This is a genomic window from Anaerococcus lactolyticus S7-1-13, assembly GCF_000758765.1.
Classification (GTDB): Bacteria; Bacillota; Clostridia; order Tissierellales; family Peptoniphilaceae; genus Anaerococcus; species Anaerococcus lactolyticus.
On sequence record NZ_JRMW01000041.1, the window covers coordinates 64189 to 82499 of the forward strand.

13 protein-coding genes are annotated in these 18311 nt (G+C 35.9%); 2 read left to right on the forward strand and 11 right to left on the reverse strand.

From position 1 onward, the window contains the following. Positions 1-32: 32 nt before the first annotated feature. The 5 genes from HMPREF1630_RS07945 to rpoB all read right to left on the reverse strand — a co-directional run bounded on the left by HMPREF1630_RS07945 (position 33) and on the right by rpoB (position 9661). Complete coding sequence (locus tag HMPREF1630_RS07945; RefSeq protein WP_037328603.1) at positions 33-716, reverse strand: Type 1 glutamine amidotransferase-like domain-containing protein; 684 nt, start codon at positions 714-716, stop codon at positions 33-35. A 169-nt stretch (positions 717-885) separates the two neighbouring features. Beyond that, a complete protein-coding gene (locus HMPREF1630_RS07950) occupies positions 886-1476 on the reverse strand; it encodes a response regulator transcription factor (protein ID WP_037328605.1) in 591 nt (196 codons plus the stop codon). Then, entirely contained in the window at positions 1476-2267 is a 792-nt protein-coding gene (locus HMPREF1630_RS07955; protein WP_052039411.1) for a sensor histidine kinase, read from the reverse strand. Before HMPREF1630_RS07955 ends, HMPREF1630_RS07950 begins: the two co-directional genes overlap by 1 nt. A gap of 141 nt (positions 2268-2408) precedes the next feature. Beyond that, positions 2409-5966 (reverse strand): DNA-directed RNA polymerase subunit beta', encoded by a 3558-nt coding sequence (gene rpoC / locus HMPREF1630_RS07960; protein ID WP_037328606.1) that lies wholly within the window; start codon positions 5964-5966, stop codon positions 2409-2411. A 14-nt stretch (positions 5967-5980) separates the two neighbouring features. Then, positions 5981-9661, reverse strand: coding sequence for a DNA-directed RNA polymerase subunit beta (gene rpoB / locus HMPREF1630_RS07965; RefSeq protein WP_037328608.1), 3681 nt, complete (start codon positions 9659-9661; stop codon positions 5981-5983). Positions 9662-10124: 463 nt separating this feature from the next. Between rpoB and HMPREF1630_RS07970 the strand changes: the two genes are divergently transcribed. Further along, positions 10125-10991: a hypothetical protein gene (locus tag HMPREF1630_RS07970; RefSeq protein ID WP_037328610.1), complete on the forward strand. Its 867-nt coding sequence runs from the start codon at positions 10125-10127 to the stop codon at positions 10989-10991. A 72-nt stretch (positions 10992-11063) separates the two neighbouring features. Beyond that, positions 11064-12971: a fructose-bisphosphatase class III gene (locus tag HMPREF1630_RS07975; protein ID WP_037328629.1), complete on the forward strand. Its 1908-nt coding sequence runs from the start codon at positions 11064-11066 to the stop codon at positions 12969-12971. A gap of 166 nt (positions 12972-13137) precedes the next feature. Here HMPREF1630_RS07975 and HMPREF1630_RS07980 read toward each other — a convergent pair whose 3' ends face one another. From HMPREF1630_RS07980 to HMPREF1630_RS08005, 6 genes are all read right to left on the reverse strand, one after another. Then, positions 13138-13839 (reverse strand): GntR family transcriptional regulator, encoded by a 702-nt coding sequence (locus HMPREF1630_RS07980; protein WP_037328611.1) that lies wholly within the window; start codon positions 13837-13839, stop codon positions 13138-13140. Further along, positions 13839-14969: an SIS domain-containing protein gene (gene agaS, locus HMPREF1630_RS07985; protein WP_037328613.1), complete on the reverse strand. Its 1131-nt coding sequence runs from the start codon at positions 14967-14969 to the stop codon at positions 13839-13841. Before agaS ends, HMPREF1630_RS07980 begins: the two co-directional genes overlap by 1 nt. 77 nt (positions 14970-15046) lie before the next feature. Continuing rightward, positions 15047-15976 (reverse strand): N-acetylglucosamine kinase, encoded by a 930-nt coding sequence (locus tag HMPREF1630_RS07990; RefSeq protein ID WP_037328615.1) that lies wholly within the window; start codon positions 15974-15976, stop codon positions 15047-15049. An 87-nt stretch (positions 15977-16063) separates the two neighbouring features. Beyond that, complete coding sequence (locus HMPREF1630_RS07995) at positions 16064-17179, reverse strand: radical SAM protein (RefSeq protein ID WP_037328617.1); 1116 nt, start codon at positions 17177-17179, stop codon at positions 16064-16066. 9 nt (positions 17180-17188) lie between these two features. Next, positions 17189-17746 carry a chromate transporter gene (locus HMPREF1630_RS08000; protein WP_037328619.1) on the reverse strand — a complete coding sequence of 186 codons (558 nt, stop codon included), beginning with the start codon at positions 17744-17746 and terminating at the stop codon, positions 17189-17191. Continuing rightward, positions 17736-18293, reverse strand: coding sequence for a chromate transporter (locus HMPREF1630_RS08005; protein WP_037325864.1), 558 nt, complete (start codon positions 18291-18293; stop codon positions 17736-17738). The genes HMPREF1630_RS08000 and HMPREF1630_RS08005 overlap by 11 nt, the downstream gene beginning before the upstream one ends. Between the last annotated feature and the right edge of the window lie 18 nt (positions 18294-18311).

The following is an 18311-nucleotide window of genomic DNA, read 5'->3' on the forward strand; positions in this document are numbered from 1 at the left end:
ATGCTCGTAGTAGAGTAACCGGGTGTAAAGTCTTAATATAAAACTTCTTTATTCAAACCTGTATCACTCCATGAAAGTCTATACGCATTTTTACTATTGTTAGCTTTAATTACCTTGATTTCATAATTATCCCAAACAACTGCCGCCTGATTTTCTATTGCGATAGCATCTGCGACTTGTCCATTAAAAAACTCATCAAAGCCTGCTCTTTCAGGCTCATCATAGTGTGGGCAATGTAAATAAGGAATTATACCTAAGCCTTTAACCCACTTATGTTTTGGATTCTCAACATCTTCTATAAACTCACTATCGCTATGACCCGCAATAAACCAGCAGATCGATCCTGCACTTAAGCCCGCTAGTACCTTTCCGCTTGTATAAGCTTTTATTAGCTCCTTATCAATAGAGTATTGTTTCCATACTTCCATCATATATGCAGTATTGCCACCGCCAACGTATATGATGTCTGCTTTTTCAATCTTTTGATTAACATCTTCCCTATTTACTTCTACATTAGATAAATGCAAGGTATCAGTTTTGCAACCTAAACTCTCATACAATTCTTTAATGGTTTTTATATATGGCTCAGCATCTTTACTTGCTGTGGGAATAAATAGAAAATTTGGATTTTCTTTTTTTGATGATTCAACAATAAATTTATCTATCTCATAAGTTTGATTTTGAGATACTTCACCACCACCAATAGCTATAATCATAATTTATCTCCTATTTATAAAAAATAATTAATTAATACAAATATTTAACTATTTACGTTTACATAATAATTACACCTTACATTATTATAACACGAAATCCTCTTGTAATGTCAACAAAACTATTATGATTAAGGAGTCTTAAAAAACAAAATATTCTCCTAGTGATTTTCTAAAATCGGTCTACATAACCTAATTCTAAGGCTTTGCCGTATAATTCCACCTTATTTTCTACCTTCAATTTGTTGTAGATATTTTCTATGTGGTGGTATAAAGTGCGTTCGCTTATGTATAGGCCTTTGGCTATTTGGGTATTGGTTTTGCCTGTTATTAGTGCTTTTAGGACTTCTTCTTCCCTTTTTGTAAGGGGGTTTTCGAAATGTTTTTCATTCGTAAAGCTAAATCCATTATTAATTTGACATATTTTTTCGATTAAGCTTTTAGAATCTATGGATTTTGATATATATCCTGCTGCACCTAGGTCTAGGGCTTTTTTCTTGTAGATTGGGTTTGTATAGGAGGATAGGATTAGAATTTTAAATCCAAATTTCTTTGCTCGCAAGTTTTTAAGGACATCAAAACCAGAATTCTTATCTAGGTTTATATCAAGAAGACAGATGTCATAGGAATCTGTTTCTATTTTTTTATAAAATTCTTCAATAGCGCTCACAAAATCACATTGGCTAATTTCCGCATTTTCCATTAGCAAGGCTCTTAGGCTTTCTCCAAAAATTTTGTGGTCGTCTAAAATTATTATCTTCATTAATCAATCCCTAGCCTTACTTGAGTTTTCAATATTCCGTCCTTATAGAAATATTTTATGGATCCACCAAGTGAGTCTAGCAAAAATTTCATAAACAAGACCCCACCCCTAGATTCCCCTATATTTCTAAAATCATTTTCACTCGCCCCATCACTTGTAACCTCTAAGATTAAATCTCCCCCTTCTAAATCCATCTTATAGGTAATTTTTGACCCCTTAGAGTGTTTATAAATATTATTAATTAGCTCTTTTGTTATGATTAGAATAGTCCTTAGACTTTGAGGATTTATTTCCTTAGTATTTTCAGAAATCTCAAGAGTAAGATCAAAATTTTTGCCCGGATAAAGACTCCCTATGTCATAAAAAATGCTTTTAACATTTTCCTCAAGACTCATATCGGAAATTATACTTTGCCTGTAAAAGGTCATGATAGACCTGGATTTGATTTCTAAATTTTCTGCGATTGTCTTTGCCCTATCAACACCTGGTGTTTTTAAGTTCAAATTATTTATTATCCCATAGAGGTCTTGGATGATTTCATCGTGGATTATCCTTGCAAAATCTTCTTGTTGGCTAGTTAAATATTCTCCCAGGTCAAAATATTTGACTGTTTTCTGGTATCTTTTTAAACTTATTCCTGAAAGGATTGTGCAAGTTAGGAAAACCACCACATAACCATAATAAAGATAAGATTCTTGTGCCATGGCATATGGGATTGTAAGAATTGTTATGGCTCCTAAAATTGAGGTTAACAAAATATAGGCAATGATTCCCTTCTCTCTTGTTTTCATTTTTTCCTCCTTCTTATTTATGGATAGACTTATTCCGCCCTAAATTCTTTTCACTATTATTATATTTCCTAACTTCCCCTTGCCTATGGTAGTTTTCTGCAAAATTTCCAAATAAAAAAGACCCACGAGGGGCCTTTCGTTTTATAATTCTTCAGTTTCTTCTTCTGCTTCTATTAGTTCAAGGTTGGCTTTGATTTGCTCATCTTCTAACTCTTTGGTTTCATAGTCTATTTCTACATTGTTGTAGTATTTTAGACCTGTACCTGCTGGAATTAGCTTACCAATGATGATATTTTCCTTTAGACCTCTTAGGTCGTCTACCTTGCCCTTGATTGAAGCATCTGTTAGGACTCTGGTTGTTTCTTGGAAGGATGCGGCTGATAGCCATGAATCTGTCGCAAGGCTTGCCTTGGTGATACCAAGGAGTTCTTGTTCGTAGATGGCAGGTTTTTTGCCAGCTTCTTTCATTTGATCATTTACTATATCAACTTCACGCCTATCTTGCAAGCTTTCTGGCAAGAATTCTGTATCGCCTGATTCAATAATTTTAACCTTCTTTAACATCTGACGGGCAATTACTTCTATGTGCCTGTCGTCAATTTCTACACCCTGTTGCCTATATACTTTTTGGACTTCCTTGGTAATGTAATCTTGAACTCCAATTTTGCCTAATACATCTAGTACGTCATGTGGATCTAGAGAACCTTCTGTTAGTTGGGCACCGATTTCTACTTCTTCGCCGTCTTTAACTAAAATTCTTGAACCAAATGGAATGTTGTACTTTCTGGATGTACCATCAGCACCTGTGATTTCAACGTCAGTTTTCTTATCATTTTGGATTAGGGAAACTGTACCAGAGTTGGCTGCGATGAAGGCAAGACCCTTTGGTTTACGAGCTTCAAAAAGCTCCTCAACCCTTGGAAGACCTTGGGTAATTCCAACGCCTGCGATACCACCGGAGTGGAAGGTCCTCATGGTTAGCTGGGTACCCGGCTCACCGATTGATTGGGCGGCTATGATACCAACTGCTTCACCCATATTGACGTGCTTGCCTGTTGCAAGGTTTCTACCGTAGCATTTTGCACAAACACCTTGTTTAGCCTTACATTCTAGAACTGACCTTAATTTTACTTCCTTAATGCCAGCTGCTACAATCTTATCAGCCAAATCTTCATCTATTACTTCGTCTTTATGAACAATTATTTCGCCAGCTTCGTCTTTAATATCTTCAAAAGATGTACGGCCAACAATCCTTGTTCTTAAATCTTCGATTAATTCGTTGCCATCCTTAAATTCGTGAGCAACAACAAAACCATCTGAATGGCAGTCATCTTCTGTAACAATTACGTCTTGGGAAATATCTACCATCCTACGGGTTAGGTAACCTGAGTCGGCAGTTCTTAGCGCTGTATCTGTAAGACCCTTACGAGAACCGTGGGTAGAGATAAAGTATTCTTGCACTGAAAGACCCTCTCTAAAGTTGGCCTTGATAGGAATTTCGATAATCTTACCATCGGCCTGACTCATAAGTCCACGCATAGCGCCTAGCTGTCTAATCTGGTTGGTAGAACCACGGGCACCAGAGTCTGCAAAGATCTTGATGTTGTTATCATCTTTAAGGTCTGCAAGAAGAGCATCTGTTACCTTGTTTGTGGTATCTTGCCAGATTTCAATTACCTTTTCATATCTTTCATGGTCTGTTATCAAACCACGTCTATAAAGTTTGTCATACTTATCAACTGCAGCATCTGCCTCATCTATTAGGGACCATTTTTCTGCTGGAATCTTTACGTCATCCATAGATACAGTTAGACCTGATAGGGTTGAGTACTTATAGCCTGTTTGCTTGATATAGTCAAGAACTTCGGCAGTTTTGATGTTGCCATGCTTTCTAAAGCACTTGTCGATAATTTCCTTTAACATACCTGAGTCGATTAGGGTATCAACTTCAAGTGAATATGGGTCTTCTTTCCTATTTACATAGCCTAAATCTTGTGGCAGACCTTCATTGTAGATGAACCTACCTACTGAAGACTCTACAATCTTGCCTGGGTCCATGGCGTCTTTTTTAACTCTAACACCAACTTTTGATTGGTATTCAACTATGCCAGCAACTAGGGCTTTTTTCATCTCATTTGTTGATTCAAAAACCATACCCTCGCCCTTGGCACCTTCTTTGATGGTTGTTAGATAATAAGCACCTAGCACCATATCCTGAGAAGGAGTTGTAATTGGCTTACCATCCTTAAGACCAAGGATATTGTTGGTTGACATCATTAGAAGTCTTGCCTCGATTTGAGCTTCATTTGATAGTGGAAGGTGGATAGCCATCTGGTCACCATCGAAGTCGGCGTTAAAGGCGTTACAAGCTAGTGGATGAAGCTTTATTGCCTTTCCTTCTACAAGAATTGGCTCGAAAGCTTGGATACCAAGCCTGTGAAGAGTCGGAGCACGGTTTAGCAAAACTGGGTGGTCCTTGATTACTTCTTCTAGGACTTCATAAACTCTTGGGTCTTTTTTCTCTACCATTTTCTTGGCAGTTTTTAGGTTGTGGGCCATTTCTTTTTCAACTACTTTGTTCATAATAAATGGCTTAAATAGCTCAAGGGCCATCTCTTGTGGCAAACCACATTGGTTAAACTTAAGGTCTGGACCTACTACGATTACAGAACGGCCTGAGTAGTCAACCCTCTTACCAAGAAGGTTTTGTCTAAACCTACCAGACTTACCTTTAAGGAGGTCTGATAGAGACTTCATATTTCTATTTGAAGCGCCAGTTACAGCCCTACCCCTACGACCGTTGTCGATTAGGGCATCAACTGCTTCTTGGAGCATTCTCTTTTCATTTCTAACGATGATTTCTGGTGCACCTATGTCAAGAAGTCTTTTTAGTCTGTTATTTCTGTTGATAACTCTTCTGTATAGGTCATTTAAGTCAGAAGTAGCAAACCTACCACCTTCAAGTTGAACCATTGGTCTAAGTTCAGGTGGCATAACTGGGAGCACATCTAGGATCATCCATTCAGGTTTATTGCCACTTGTTAAAAAGGCATCTACTACTTCAAGACGTCTTGAAACTCTCACCTTCTTTTGGTTTGAGGACTCATCAAGTTCCTTTAGTAGGAGTTGGTATTCCTTTTCAAGGTCAATATTTGAAAGAAGTTCCTTGATAGCTTCAGCACCCATAGCTGCCTTAAATTCTGTATCATCTGGATATTCTTCCAATATATCTTGGTATTCAGTTTCTGAGATTTCTTGTTTAGCAACAAGGTCTGTAGAACCCGGATTAATTACTACATAGGATGCAAAGTAGAGGATTTTTTCCAAAACTCTTGGGCTCATATCTAGTAAGAGTCCCATCTTTGAAGGAATTCCCTTGAAGAACCATATATGAGAAACTGGAGCTGCAAGCTCGATGTGGCCCATTCTCTCACGTCTAACCTTAGACTTAGTTACTTCGACCCCACACTTTTCACAAACTACGCCCTTGTATCTCATTCTCTTATATTTTCCACAAGAACATTCATAATCCTTGGTTGGACCGAAAATCTTTTCGCAGAAAAGACCGTCTTTTTCAGGTTTAAGGGTCCTATAGTTTATAGTTTCAGGTTTCTTAACCTCGCCATGAGACCAGCTTCGTATTCTTTCTGGGGATGCAACTTTCATCCTCATCCCATAAAATTGATTTAATTCGCTCATAAACTTCCCTTCTCCTAAGCTTCGCTAACTTCCTCTGCCTCACCGTCTTCCTTAGGGGCATTAGCTTTGGCAAGTAGCTTGCTTTGGTTTCTAATCTTAGACGCATCTATCTTTTCTACCTGTGAAAACCTATCTTGATCATCGATATTTTCCTTAAGCTCAACGACTTGTCCATCTTCATCTAAAAGTTCTACATCAAGAGCTAGTGATTGAAGCTCTTTAACTAAAACTTTGAAGGACTCAGGTGTGCCTGGCTCTGGGATATTTTCACCCTTTACGATTGATTCGTAGGTCTTAACCCTACCTGTAACGTCATCTGATTTAACAGTTAAGATTTCTTGGAGGGTGTGGCTTGCGCCGTAGGCTTCAAGAGCCCAAACCTCCATCTCACCAAACCTCTGGCCACCAAATTGTGCCTTACCACCTAGGGGTTGTTGGGTTACAAGTGAGTATGGTCCAATAGATCTTGCGTGGATTTTCTCTTCTACCATGTGGTGGAGCTTAAGCATGTACATAACGCCGACTGTTACAGGGTTTTGGAACTCTAGACCAGTTCTACCGTCACGCAATCTAATCTTGCCTGTCTTGTTTACGAAAGGAGCTACTTTCTTTGCTTCTTCTAAGACATCTTCAATTTCAGTATCCATAGCACCATCAAATACTGGTGTTGCTATCTTCCAACCAAGTGTCCTTGCTGCAAGGCCCATGTGAACTTCAAGTACCTGACCTAAGTTCATACGAGATGGGATACCTAGTGGGTTTAAGCAGATTTGGATTGGGGTTCCGTCTGGCAAGAATGGCATGTCTTCTCTTGGTAAAATCCTTGAAACGACACCCTTATTACCGTGACGACCACACATCTTATCTCCTACCATGATTTTTCTCTTGGTAGCTACATAAACTCTAATTACTTTATTTACACCTGGAGATAGTTCGTCTCCGTCTTTTTTGTTGTATTCTTTAACATCAACTACGATTCCCTTTTCACCATGAGGTACCTTTAGGGATGTATCTCTCACTTCTCTAGCCTTTTCACCGAAAATCGCACGAAGAAGTCTTTCCTCTGGAGATAGCTCAGTTTCTCCCTTTGGAGAGACCTTACCTACTAGGATATCTCCACTTGCTACTTCAGCACCAATTCTAATTACACCATTTTCATCAAGATCTTTTTTCATATCGTCGCCGACATTTGGTATATCTTTGGTAATTTCTTCAGCACCAAGTTTGGTTTCTCTAGCTTCACACTCGTGTTCTTCGATATGAACTGATGTTAAAACATCGTTTATTACAAGCTCTTCGTTAAGGAGCATCGCATCCTCGAAGTTATAGCCTTCCCAAGTTGTAAAGGCGATAAGAATGTTTTTACCAAGGGCAAGCTCGCCATTATCTGTTGATGGACCGTCTGCAAGAACTTGACCTTCTTTTACGTCTTCGTCTAATTTTACTATCGGTCTTTGGTTTATAGTTGTGCCTTGGTTGGCTCTTTCAAATTTAAGAAGCTCATAAGTTATAACTTCACCATTAGGTGTTTTTACTTTTATTTTATCAGCCGCTACATAAACTACTTTTCCGTCAGTTTTTGATACAACACATACACCTGAGTCTTTTGCAGCCCTATGTTCAATACCTGTAGCTACAATTGGAGCTTGCGATTTAATTAAAGGCACTGCCTGACGCTGCATGTTAGCACCCATTAGGGCCCTGGTTGAGTCGTCGTTTTCAAGGAAAGGTATTAGAGATGCTCCGACAGATACGATCTGTTGTGGGGAAACGTCCATATATTGGATAGAATCCCTTGGATAAATATCATTTTCACCCCTATAACCACGGCCAGAAACTCTTTCGTTTACAAACCTGTTGTTTTCATCAAGTGGTTCGTTGGCTTGGGCTATGATGTAGTCATCTTCAATGTCTGCTGTTAGGTAGTCAATTTCGTCTGTTACAACTCCACCTTCCTTAACAACCCTGTATGGAGTTTCAATAAAACCGTATTTATTAATTCTCGCATAAGTTGTAAGAGATGTGATAAGACCGATATTTGGTCCTTCTGGAGTCTCTATCGGACAAATTCTTCCGTAGTGAGAATCGTGAACGTCCCTTACTTCAACGCCTGCCCTATCTCTTGAAAGACCACCTGGTCCTAGAGCAGAAAGTCTTCTCTTATGGGTTAACTCACTCATTGGGTTAGTTTGGTCCATGAACTGTGACAATTGGGATGAACCAAAGAATTCTTTAATAACAGCTGTAACTGGTTTGATGTTGATTAAGCCTTGTGGAGTTGCAATGTCAGGATCTTGGGTAGTCATTCTTTCACGAACAACTCTTTCCATCCTAGCAAGACCAACCCTAAATTGGTTTTGAAGAAGCTCGCCAACACCTCTTACACGACGGTTGCCAAGGTGGTCGATATCGTCAGTATCACCTACCCCTTCAAAAAGGTTGAATTGGTAATTTACAACTGCAAGTATATCTGACTTGGTAATGTGCTTTGGAGAAAGTTCTTTCTTTCTTTTTTGCATCATCTTTATTAATTCTTCATCGGTTTCAGCTTCGTCAATAATCTCAGTCATTACTGGATAATAAACTTTTTCACTAAATTCATCAAAGTCTATATCTAATCCTTCGAGTCTCTCAAAGGCGTGGATATCAACAAAATTATTGCCAACAATTCTTAGGACAATTTCTTCTTCTTCAGAATTTAATTTTCTAATATCGACTGAAACTATGCCTGAATTTTCAATAGCCTTAGCTATATCTTCGCTTATAACTTCGCCTGCTTTTACAAAAATTTCTCCAGTTTCTGTATCCACAATATCTTCAGCGGCGATTTCACCAGCGATTCTTGGAGCAAGGGCAAGTTTTAAGTTGTACTTATACCTACCAACCCTAGCTAAATCATATCTTCTATCATCAAAAAGAAGGTTGTTAATAAGGGTAGTAGCAGATTCGAGTGACGCAGGGTCACCTGGTTTTAATTTTCTGTATATTTCTATCAAGGCCTCTTCACTATTTTCAGAATTTTCCTTTTCTAAGGTATTTCTTAAGTGTGGGGTATCACCAAGAGCCTTTATAATTTCTTCATCTGTGTCAAACAAAAGTGCACGCACTAGGGTAGTAGCTGGAAGCTTTCTAGTCCTATCAAGCCTTACGTTTACTGTATGACTTGCATCAGTATCAAACTCAATCCATGCACCCCTATTTGGGATAACTGTAGATGAGTATTGCTTATCTCCACTCTTGTCTGTTTCTTCTGCATAGTAAACACCTGGAGATCTTACAAGCTGGCTTACTATAACTCTTTCTGCACCATTTATGACGAAGGTTGCAGAATCAGTCATCATTGGGAAATCTCCCATGAAAACTTCTTGTCTTTTGATCTCACCAGTTTCTTTATTAAATAAAATAGCCATAACCTTAAGGTCTCTAGCATAGGTTAGGTCCTTATATTTCGCTTCTTTTAGGCTATATTTTGGTTCTTCTTCAAACTCAAAACCTGTAAATTCTAGGCTTAGTTTGCCATTATAGTCTTCAATTGGGGAAATATCTTCTAAGATTTCTCCAAGACCTTCTTTAATAAACCACTCATAAGAGTCTTTTTGAACTTTTAATAAATTTGGTAAATCTAAGACTTCAGGAAACTTTGAGAAGGACATTCTCTCTGTTTTCCCATATAACTTTTTATGATATTGGGCCATTCTTACTCCTTACTGTTTACAAAAATAGGACAAATAATATTTGCCTTTTAGAGATAAAAAAATCTCGATAAATAGATTTCTAGCAATTGTATATTATACTCTTAAACAATCAACCTTCAAGATATTTATCAAGATTTCTCCTTTATTCAAACCTTTTTTTCAAAACTTTTTTACATACTATCCAAATATGATATGAGTTTATTGGTATTTGTCAATCATCTGGGGAATTTTTTTATCAAATAATTGACAAGAAGCTAGGAAAAAAATAAAAATATGGATAACAAGCATACCAAATCTTAATTTTAAAAATATATAAGTCTTTGAAAAATCAAAATCATTTGCCCTTTTCAAAAATTCTTTCTATATATAATACTCTTCCTTGCTTTTACTTATTTTCACTATACAATTATTTAATATATAAACAATTCAATTTTTGTGTTATAATGGATATAATGGAGGACTTATGAAAGACTTTATAAAATTTTTTAGCATAATAACAGGCTTATTTAGGTCTATAATCAGCATCTTGCTGCTATTTGCCATAGGCTTTGTAGTTTTTGTCGACAACCACTTATTTCTAGCAACTGTTGATCTTTTAGGTATAAATAATATTTCAAGTGCAATTATAAAGCCCCTTGCCCTAGGCGTTTTAATCCTTGCCTTTGTAATAAACACAGCTATTGCAAGATCAATTTTTAAGGCTGGAGATAAGGGCGATGGCCATCTAGCAAATGTATTTTTTGGTCTCTTATTTTTAGGCTGTGACGCCTTATTATACATTTATTTTCGCGAAAAACTCCTTTATATCCTTTTGGGTCTAAACGGCCTTATAGTCTTAAACTCACTTATCGGTTTAATATCAAAGTTTAAGGGTGTTTATAATACTGGCCTTAGCGAGAAAAAGACTGAATATATCGAAGTGAAAACTGGTCCAAGCGATGTTGAGTCATCAGATAATCCTATCAAACTAGATTTTAAAGAAGATGAGGATGTTAAAATCATAAAAAAAGATGACACAAGTGTTGATGGAAAAACTGTAATTATGACCAGTCAACTTATAAAAGATGATACCGAACTTGGTACAAGCAGCGCTAAGGATTTTGAAAATGATGATTTGAAAACCCAAGCCGAGAAAGAAGCAGAAGAAAAACTTGCAAATGGAAGTCCAAGAACTCTTGGTGATGTAGAAGAAGAGAAAAAAATAAATAATGCTGTAGATGACTTAGGCGATGAAAACCTCACCTATGATCCAAATATTGCAGAAGATTTCAAAAAGAAAGAAGAAGCAAAAATCTACAACAAATCAGACTTTGTCAAAGACGAAGATTAAGGGGGCTTTGTGCTCTTAAGGCTAACAACCTTAGGAGCCAGCCCTTTTAAAATAAAAAATAAGGAGAAGAAGATGGACAAAACTTATCAAAGCCTCATAAAAGGGCTCTACCCAGACAAAAATTCGATTATAGATGAGCTAATCTTATTAAATGCCCAACAGAAGTTGCCTAAGGGTACTGAATATTTCTTTTCTGATATCCATGGGGAAAGCGATGCTTTTTTGCATTTGCTTAGGTCTGCCTCAGGGAATATTAGGGATAAGATTCAAAAACTTTTTGGTGATACCTTAGAAAAAAAAGACCAGGATGCCCTTGCCCAGTTAATTTATGACCCAGATTTAGTTTACAAGAGTCTAAAAACCGAGGAAAAGATTAGCAAAGATTACCTAACTATCACCATTCACAGGCTTATAAGTCTCCTAAAATTTGTTTCAACCAAGTATCCAAAAGATTATGTAAAAAGAAAATTCCCACAAAAATACAGCCTAATCTTGGATGAGCTTTTATATACCAACGATTCTGAATACAACAAGAGGGCCTATTATGAATCCCTGGTTACAAATATAGTAAAATACGAAGTTGCCTTTGACTTTATCAAGGTCATTTGCACCCTCATTCAAAGGATTTCTGTGGACAAACTCCACATAGTTGGCGACATCTACGACAGAGGCCCATCTCCTCACATCATAATGGATGAACTTTTGACCTTCCCAAGTGTTGACTTTCAATGGGGCAACCACGACATTGCATGGATGGGCGCATGTTCTGGAAACACAGCTCTTATCGCAGCCTGTGTGGCGGATGCAATCAAATACAACAACTTCGATATGCTCGAAGACGGTTATGGAATAAATCTAAGAGTTCTCTTCGAGTTTGCCATGGAGACCTACGGCGATGATCCATGCACTTGTTTTACTCCAAGAATTTACGATTATAATATTTATGACAATATCACAACCGAAGCAGCAGCCAAGATGTACAAGGCTATTTCTATGATTAGGTTCAAACTTGACTACGCCCTAATTGAGAGAAATCCAGACATGAAAATGGAAGAAAGAAACGTCCTAAAATTCATTGATTTTAACAATTACACCTACAAAAATGCCAAGCTTAAGGATAAAAATTTCCCAACCATAGATCCAAAGAATCCTGCCAAACTCACTAAGGAAGAAGAAAATGTCATCCAAGTCCTAAAACAAGACTTCATTAAAAACGACAAGCTCAACAAGCACATGGATTTTCTTTACAAAAACGGCGCCATGTACAGGGTCGAAAACGGCTCACTTCTCTTTCATGGCTGTATTCCGCTAACAGCAGACGGAGATTTCCAAGAAGTAGAGTTAAATGGCAAAATCTACAAGGGCAAGTCCCTTATGGATTATTTTGAAAAAATCGCAAGAGATGCCTATTATACCAAGGACAAAAAAGCTAAAGACATGATGTGGTATCTCATAAGTGGCAGGTATTCTCCAATTTTTGGCAAGAGTCAGTATTCTTATTTTGAAAATATCTTTGTAGATGATAAAAAACTCAAAAAAGAAGAACCAAACCCTTACTACGACCTATGTGAAAAGGAAGAAATTGTCGATAAAATTTTGGACGAATTTAAGGTCGAGGGCAATAGACGCAGGATCGTAAACGGTCATGTACCTGTAATTACAGAAGCAGGCGAAAGTCCTATAAAGGCAAATGGCAAGCTCTATGTCATAGACGGTGGAATTTCCAAACCTTACCAAGCAAAAACAGGCATAGCCGGCTACACCCTTGTCTTTAACTCCCACCATGTAGCCCTCGCAGAGCACAAGTCTTACGAATCAATCACAAACAAAGTATCATCCTACACCCCAAACATCAAGGAAGTAGAAGTGATGAACCCAAGGATGCTAAGACGTGACACCGACAAAGGAAGAGCCAAAGAAAAGAAAATAAAAATCCTAGAAGAACTCCTAGACCTCTATGACGAAAGAGAAGATTGGTAAGAAAATTTACCTAGAGATATTTCCCAAAACTTAATTCATGATTAAAGAAAAAAACGAGCTTGCCACAAAAATCAAATTTAAATCAGATAAATAAAGCAAAAAAACTCACTATTTCAAACTCTCCCAATCCCTTTTAGGATTAAGATAGAAAATAGTGAGTTTTTTATTAATTTGGACTATAGGAAGTCTCGTAGTAGAACATATCTCCCCTAGCGTAGGAAACTGTATATTCTATAAGCCTATCTTCCCTGTCATAAGAAAATCTTGTTATCTTTAAGGCAGCCGACCCATCTTTTAGGTTAAGGGCCTCAGCCACTTTTTTTGTAAGAGATGATACTTGAAACCTTTCCCTAACATTTGCAATTTTTGTAGAAAAGAAATTATCAAATATATCATAAAGGGCTACTTCTTCCAGTAGGTTCTTGGTGATATTTTCAAATCCCTCGTAAGGAATAGCTGTTCTTTCATACATCATAGGCGTATCATCCGCAAGCCTCAACCTGTCAAAAACAATTACCTTTTCAATGGTTGCATCGTCGAAAACGTGCCTTTCCTTATCATTTAATGCTCTAATATTAAAGCTAACTACTATAGACTTCGGAGTCTTGCCATTTCTTTTGGTTTGCTCAGTGAAAGAATAATAGTTTGATAAGTTTTCCCTATTTCTCTCCCTCACAAAAGTTCCCTTGCCTTGGATTTGATACAAAACTCCAGAATTAACTAAAGAGCCCAAGGCATTTCTAACTGTAGTTCTTGACACCTCATAGTCCTGGCAAAGTTGCCTTTCAGAAGGGAGCTTGGCCCCCTTATCCATAGTTGAAATTTGTTCCAATAACTTATCTATGAGGTCCGAGTATAGACTTGCCATTATTTGTAATCGTGGATTGTAACACCCTTTACAACCCTATTTACTGTGTGAGATTTAGATGGGTTATCAGGAGTATTACCAACCCTAAGACTTGTAATTAAGGAAATTAGTTGAGCAATTACAACATAGGCAACTGCTAGATAAGCATCTCTTAAGCCTTGTGATTTTAGGACAAATTGGTAGTCCCTATCCACATCTTCATTTGTAACCCCAATGATTTTTGGAGCTATACCATCTGCCTTAATCTCATCAAGGATATCAAGGTCGTATTGTCTTGTGTAATCATTAGATGAGATAAAAGAAACTACAAGGCTCTTACCATTTATAAATGATTTTGGACCATGTCTAAAGCCCATAGAAGAATCAAAGATTGTCACAACTTCTCCTGCTGTAAGCTCTAATATTTTAAGTCTCGCTTCCTTAGTTAATTTTCCAAGTGGGCCTGATCCTAAATAAGCGACCCTATCAAAATCAAAATTAACTAAATTTTCAATCTCATCAGCCCTCTTATAAGTTTCCCTAGCAATAGCAGATAGGTTTTCTACAATTTCTTTCTTATTATCCAAGCTTGTATCAAAAATCAAAAGTGCAGCTAAAAGCATTGAAGAGAAGGAATTTGTCATTGCAAAACCCTTGTCATTGGTGATAGCCGGATTTAAAAATACGTAAGATTTTGGGTCATCCTTTAAATTTACTGCAAGTTTACCATCGTGGGCACAAGTGATTGGAAGATTGTAAAAATCATCAACAATTTGTTCTCCAAGCTTCACTGCAGCCACAGATTCTGGAGAATTTCCACTCCTTGCAAAAGAAACTAAAAGGGTCTTTTGATCTTTTTTGAAATGTAGATAAGGCGCAGAAACAAGATCTGTTGTAGCTATTGATTCAAAATCAAAATCGCCATGAGTTTTTAAATAATCTTGAGCAATATTACCAACATATTCACTAGTACCAGCACCCGTAAAGATAACTTTGGTATCCTTATCAAAATTTCCTAAAAATTTCTCAATATCTGCCTTTCTCTCCTCATAAAGTCCATAAACTTCCTCCCAAGTATCAGCTTGGGCAAAAATCTCAGTATAAGTATTCTTAAAATCTCTTTCTTCTAATTTATTAACATCCAATAACATATGAGCCTCCTAATTTTTTCAATAGTATGTAATTGGTCATTACCATTTCTAATATGATACATTTTATACATTTATAATCAACCATTTATATAATGATTTTTCCCAAATTTATAAAAATTTTTAGCAAGTATTAAAGCTCCTTCACTCGGACCAGCATATGGAGAAACTATTATTACATTTTCATTCAATTTATCTTGAATAGCTTTTATCAAAATATTACCTAAGTTAAAAATACCTCCAGAGTATGAGACTATAACTTTATCTTTAAAATGCATTTTACAAGCCATAGTATTAATAATCAAACTTGCCTCATTTGCTAAATCATCCAACAAAGCCATTGCATACTTATCTTTATTTTCAATAGCCTCACCTAATATAGTAGATAAACTAGCAATTTCATCTCTAGACATATTTACAGACTTAGTTATTATATCATAATCATCTTCAAGTTTCAGTTTTTCTTTAACTTTGTCATATATTAGTGTTTTCTCATATCTTCCATCACTCATTTTCGAAAAAATATTAATGATTTTTTTACCTAAGTAATATCCACTTCCTTCATCACCTACAAAATAACCCCATCCTCCACAACTCAACTTATTACCTTCGTCATCTATGCCAAATCCTATAGAACCTGTACCTAACACTAAGTTAATTCCAGGTTGGGCATTTAAACTACCAGCCCATCCATTAACACAGTCATTATCAACACTAAAATCATCTGTCATCAAACTTTTTCTAAGGTTAGTCAATATAAAGTCTTCGTCCTCAGGGAACTGACCAAAACCTGGTAAGGCAATGAAACTATATGTTATATCTGTAACATTTATATCTGCTTTTTCACATAAAGATTTAATTGCTAAATTAAATCTCTTAATGAAATCTTCCCTAGAAATTTGTTTTAAATGCAAAGTTTTACCAATAACTTCAAATTTTTCACCATTTTTTTCTAAAAAATAAGAAGTTTTTGTACCTCCACCATCTACTCCTAAATATATTTCTTTCATAAATCCATCCTATTTTTTTATTATTTTAAATTTCAATTAAAAATATTAGCATCTAATAGCTAATAAAAAATTTAATACAAGTATATTTTAGTTATTTAATTTGTATGCGCTATCTATTGCACAATAATTATCTCTTATCAATTTAACTATATTTTTATATGCACAAAATCCAGTTTCATCAAGATACATTTTACCAAATAATTTCTTACATCCTAAACCACATTGACTATATATACCACAATGATTTTTACAATATGATTCTTTTTCTTCATATATCTTTTCGTTTAGAAAGCACAAATGTTTAGAATTAAGAAGTATTTTTGATAAATTGTTTTTATATAAACTTCCCAATCTATATTTCTCAAAACAAAAGAAATCACATGGATATACAGATAAGTCGCTCTCAACAACAATTTGCAACCCACATTGTCCATTTTGCCCACAAAAACCTATTGTTTTATTTTTTATAAAATAATATATATCTTCAAATAATTTTATATGAATTATCCTATTATTTTTTAAGTCATCTATCCATAAATAAACAATACCACTATAAAAATTATAAATATCTCTAGGGCTTACCCTTATATTATCGTCGTTCACATTATCATCAATACATGGTATAAACTGAACATATGATATTTGCTCATTTTTTATGAATTTATAAGCATCAATTGGATGCATCGATAAATTTTTAGTTAAAACAGATAATATATTATAATCAACACCTAAAGAATCAAATATTCTTTTTGTTTTCATAACAAAATCAAATGTTCCCTGACCACTACATGTTCTATGCAAATCATGGTTATTTTGATACATATCCAATGATAAACCTACCAAAAAATTATTTTCCTTAAAAAACAAAGCCCATTCTTCATCAATATTTATACCGTTAGTTTGAAAATTATAACTTATATTCTTTTGCAATGTCCTGTTAAAGAAATTGACAGTATCTATGAAAAACTTATAAAATTCTAATCCAATAAGAGATGGCTCGCCACCTTGAAAAATAAATTGTATATCATTATTTGAAGATAAATCAAGTATAATATTTTTAATTAAAATAACACAAGACCTCTTCGTCAAAAACTTATTATATTTATCAACAATATTGTTATGATTTTTTTTATAAAAACAATAACTGCAATCTATGTTACATAAATTAGAATTTGGCTTAATCATTACATACAAGGTATCCATGTTTCCCTCTCAAAGTGCAACAATCGAAATAATCAAATAAAATATGCCATTTAAAATCATAATTTTAATAGGGTCTACATCTTTATTTAACATTACCAAGAACGAAAAAATGAATAGGCCCAGCATTTTTACATTCAAGTTTTCAAATGCTACTGGGTTTATATCAAATAGGGATGTTTTTAGGATGTCTAGGCCTGCTATTAGGATCATTACTACAATGGCTGGTCTTAAAAATTTTAGGACATCTGCCATTATGTCTATATCCTTGTATTTTTTATAAAAATATGATAGGGCGCCTACTATGATGGCTGATGGTAGGATGCAGCCTATTGTTGCGGCTAGGCTTCCAGGAAAGCCTGCCACTCTTTGGCCTACGAAGGTGGCTGAGTTTAGGGCGATTGGTCCTGGGGTCATTTGACTGATTGTGATTAGGTCGTTGAATTCTCCTACAGCTAGCCAGCTATTTTCGACTACTACTTCCTGTTGGATTAGGGCGAGGGCTGCGTAGCCTCCACCAAAGGAGAAGAGTCCAATTTTAAAAAAGCTTATGAATAATTTAATTAACATGGCTCCTCCTTTTTGCTAGAGAGTTTATTAGTCCCAATAGGATGAGACTGCCAATTATATAGACTATACTTACCTTGAGAAAATATCCTAATATGAAGGCTGTGACCATTATTGCCGGAACTATTTTGGATTTTTCTTTTAAGAGGTCACGCCCCATATCAAAACTGACTTTGAATATTAGGGCGACTATGGCTGCTTGCATGCCTTTTAGAAAGCTTGCTATATAATAATTTGCTATGAAGGCTTCATAAAACATTGATATGACTGAAATTATTATGAGGGGTGGGATGGCTGTGCCTAGAATAGCTACTGCCATGCCAGGAAGGCCTGATATTTCATAGCCTACTACTATCGAGGCATTTATTGCCACTGCCCCAGGTGCCGACTGGGCTATGGCTGTCATGTCTAGCATTTGATCTTTGTCTATCCATTTTAATTTATCTACAAAGGTATCTTTCATCAAAGTTAGTATGACATAGCCCCCACCGAAGGTGAAGGCTGATAGGTATAGGGTTGATTTAAAAATTTTCCACAATTTATTTTCCATAAGTCCCATACCATAAAT